Source organism: Candidatus Similichlamydia epinepheli (assembly GCF_003056015.1).
Genome location: NZ_PPEU01000113.1, coordinates 1 through 1,889 on the forward strand (window position 1 = coordinate 1; position 1,889 = coordinate 1,889).

Sequence of the window (1,889 nt, forward strand, 5' to 3'; positions counted from 1 at the left end):
TCTTTTGGAGTCGATAGGACTCTCCTTGCTGTTCTTTGTGATGCATATGACGAAGAGGAGGTTAGTGAAGGGAACAAGAGGACTGTTCTCCGTTTCAAACCTTGGATATCACCCATTAAATGTGCTTTTTTTCCTCTTATGGAATCACAAGAGCAACTACAACAAAAAGCTCGGGCCTTATACCATGTCTGTTTGGACAAGTGGGATGTAGAATACGATGGAAAAGGAGCGATCGGAAGACGTTACCGTCGACAAGACGAAATTGGAACCCCTTTTTGTATAACAGTTGACATGGAATCTTTAGAAGATGGATGTGTAACAGTGCGCTTTCGGGATTCGATGCAACAAACACGAATTAAAGAAGATCAAATAATTCCTTTTTTGGAGAAGGAACTTGTCCCTAAGCAAGAGGATAGATAAAGTATATTCGCCTTGTTTTTTGTATCAGACTTCACGGAAGGATGGCAGAGAGGCCGAATGCGTCTGATTCGAAATCAGATTACGCGGCAACGCGTACGGGGGTTCGAATCCCTCTCCTTCCGTTTTTATCTTGACTAATCTCATTTAAGAATCTGATGACAGAACCCTTTCCCATGTTGAAAGGTAAAGTTTTTCGTTGTCTTTCAACCATGAAACAGTCGGATGCCGATTTTCACTTATAGCTTGCTTATAATAAAGATTGAACATTTGAACAAACTCCTCTCCAATGTTGTTAGCAAGCTCTCGGTGAGGAATGAATCCACAATGAAAATTAACGTTTTTGGCTGTGTTTGCAGGTCTTAATAAGAAGTCTATGAAGGCGTGAGCTAACACCTTGTTTTTACACCGATTTAGTATAACTAGATTATCAAATGTGATCGCTGAACCTTCTTTAGGAACAATAAAATCTATTTCATTGTTAACTCTTTTAGTCTTTATGATCTCTCCCAGGTATGCTTGTGAAACTATAAACTCACCAGACTCAAGCCCTATATAAGGCTCATTTGAAAATGTTGCTATATTTCTTTTCCAATCCAGCACAAGATCGCCAGCTCTTTGTAACTCATATTGATCCGTAGAATTGTGTTCGTAACCAAGAGAAAGAAGCGCGGCTCCGATTACATCTTTGGGATCCTCTAAAAGGGTCATTCTTCCTTTGAATTGTTTCCATTCAGAAAACACAAACCAACTGTTAGGGCAAGTTGATACTTTTCTCTTGTCAAAGCCAATCCCCAGAATGCCAATGATCTGAGGCACACTGTATATCATGTTTGGGTCAGGAGAAAACTTAAGATATGATGTATCAATATAAGAAAGATTTTTCAACTTACTCTTATTAAGTTTGGCAAGCAGCCCTTGCTCAAGCATTAGTTCAATAAAGTACGAGGAACAGAAAATTATATCGTAATCTTCACTAGAATTCTTGGCTTTTGCATACATCGATTCATTGTTCTCGAATAAACTGTAAACAACCTCGCAATTGAACTCTTTTTCAAAATCATGTAGGACATTTGGCCAACCAAATAAAACAATACGCTTCTTAGTAGGCTTATATAGAACAGCCCAAGAAGAGAATAGAAGGAATAGAAAAAGTGGAAGAATCCAACGAACAGGCTTGATCAAAGTATCCCTCATTACGAAGGCAGCAAAGAAACGCCATATTCTACTTCAAAAAGAAGTTTTAGACCGAGATGCTAAAGAAGAGATTGCCTTCAATAAAAAATAATTATTGAAAATGCATGCTAATTAGAAAGAGCCCGTTTAGCCTCTTGTTCTTGATTATAAAAGAAAAGTCCAAGAACTGGAATATGAGCGAGTGTAAGAACCACATTCATAATTAACAGCGCACGAGATAGTGAGATATCGAATATAGCTAAAAAGTCTACCAATCCCGTTAAACAAAGAATAAG

Annotated in this window: 2 protein-coding genes and 1 tRNA gene; 2 read left to right on the forward strand and 1 reads right to left on the reverse strand. The window is 38.1% G+C overall.

The window, feature by feature from the left end; translation table 11 throughout:
* Together GCCT14_RS04650 and GCCT14_RS04655 are read left to right on the forward strand one after the other, a co-directional pair.
* A partial coding sequence (locus GCCT14_RS04650) for a His/Gly/Thr/Pro-type tRNA ligase C-terminal domain-containing protein (RefSeq protein WP_239978381.1) occupies positions 1-420 on the forward strand: 420 nt, incomplete at its 5' end.
* 35 nt (positions 421-455) lie between these two features.
* Positions 456-542: transfer RNA gene (locus GCCT14_RS04655), tRNA-Ser, on the forward strand.
* Between the two features lie 22 nt (positions 543-564).
* Here GCCT14_RS04655 and GCCT14_RS04660 read toward each other — a convergent pair.
* On the reverse strand, positions 565-1,602 hold the full coding sequence (locus tag GCCT14_RS04660; protein WP_157952623.1) for a polyamine ABC transporter substrate-binding protein: 1,038 nt from the start codon (positions 1,600-1,602) through the stop codon (positions 565-567).
* Between the last annotated feature and the right edge of the window lie 287 nt (positions 1,603-1,889).